This is a genomic window from Aeromonas finlandensis (assembly GCF_000764645.1).
GTDB classification, from domain to species: domain Bacteria; phylum Pseudomonadota; class Gammaproteobacteria; order Enterobacterales; family Aeromonadaceae; genus Aeromonas; species Aeromonas finlandensis.
Map to the genome: position 1 here is coordinate 1 of NZ_JRGK01000003.1, position 997 is coordinate 997.

General features: G+C 63.9%; 1 protein-coding gene and 2 pseudogenes. 1 reads left to right on the top strand and 2 read right to left on the bottom strand.

Going from position 1 to position 997, the window contains the following annotated elements; genetic code table 11:
* Positions 1 to 186, top strand: a pseudogene (locus LD28_RS0100025) (glycine zipper 2TM domain-containing protein); the annotation flags it as partial.
* A 121-nt stretch (positions 187 to 307) separates the two neighbouring features.
* On the opposite strand, the gene xdhC reads toward LD28_RS0100025, so the two are convergent.
* Both xdhC and LD28_RS0100035 read right to left on the bottom strand, forming a co-directional pair.
* Positions 308 to 793, bottom strand: coding sequence for a xanthine dehydrogenase iron sulfur-binding subunit XdhC (xdhC, locus tag LD28_RS0100030; protein ID WP_005345665.1), 486 nt, complete (start codon positions 791 to 793; stop codon positions 308 to 310).
* Positions 790 to 997: pseudogene (locus tag LD28_RS0100035) on the bottom strand (xanthine dehydrogenase FAD-binding subunit XdhB); the annotation flags it as partial. The pseudogene LD28_RS0100035 and the gene xdhC, both read right to left, overlap by 4 nt.

Consider the following 997-nt stretch of genomic DNA (forward strand, 5'->3'; position numbering starts at 1 on the left):
GGCGATACCTATACCACCACCGAGCAGCGCTGCAAAACCGTGCAAGATAGCAGCATCAACACCATCGGTTATGACGTGACCTATCGCCTGGCCGGTCAGGAGGGGGTGATCCGCATGAAGCAGGCCCCCGGCGCCACCATCCCGGTCAAGGATGGCAAACTGGTGATCGACCAGCCAAAAGGGTGATCTCCCCCTTGGCACCAATCAGCAGCAGGCCCGCCTCTTTCGAGGTGGGCCTGTGTTTATGGGCGTTTGCCGTATCTCAACAACACGGGGCTAACCGCTCAAGGTCACAGCACACCGACCGTCACCCCTTGCAGCACTTCTTCACCGCCCGCACCACGTTCTGATAACCGGTACAGCGGCAGAGGTTGCCCGACAGCCCGCGGCGGATCTCCGCATCGGTCAGCGGACGGCGCTCGGTCTTGTCGAGCAACGCCGCACTGGCCATCACGAGGCCCGGGGTGCAAAAACCACACTGCACCGCCCCCTCGTCGATAAAGGCCTGCTGCACGTCGGAGAGCTCATTGCCTTTGCGCTCTCCCTCCACGGTGCGAATGGACTTGCCATCGGCCCAGACCGCCAGATAGAGGCAGCTGTCGATGGCGGTGCCATTCACCCGCACGGTACAGGCGCCGCACTCGCCGACACTGCACCCCTCTTTTACGCTGATCAGCCCCTGCCCGCGCAGGAAGTGAAGCAGCGACATGGTGGGCGACACCGCGTAGGAGTAAGGCTTGCCGTTGATCTCGCACTGGATCTCCACAGCGGGACAGCTTTGCGGTTGCATCATAGGATCTTGCCTCCGGCACGTTCGACAGCGCAGGCGACCACCCGCTGCGCCAGGGTTTTGATAAGGTGCAGGCGAAACTCTTTCTCCGCCCGCCAAGAGGAGCGCGGCGCCACATCGGCCACCACCGCCTCGGCAATGGCCGCGAGCGTCGCCCGGGTCAGGGGTTGCCCCTCGGCCGCCGCTTCTGCGTGAGGCGTGCGCACC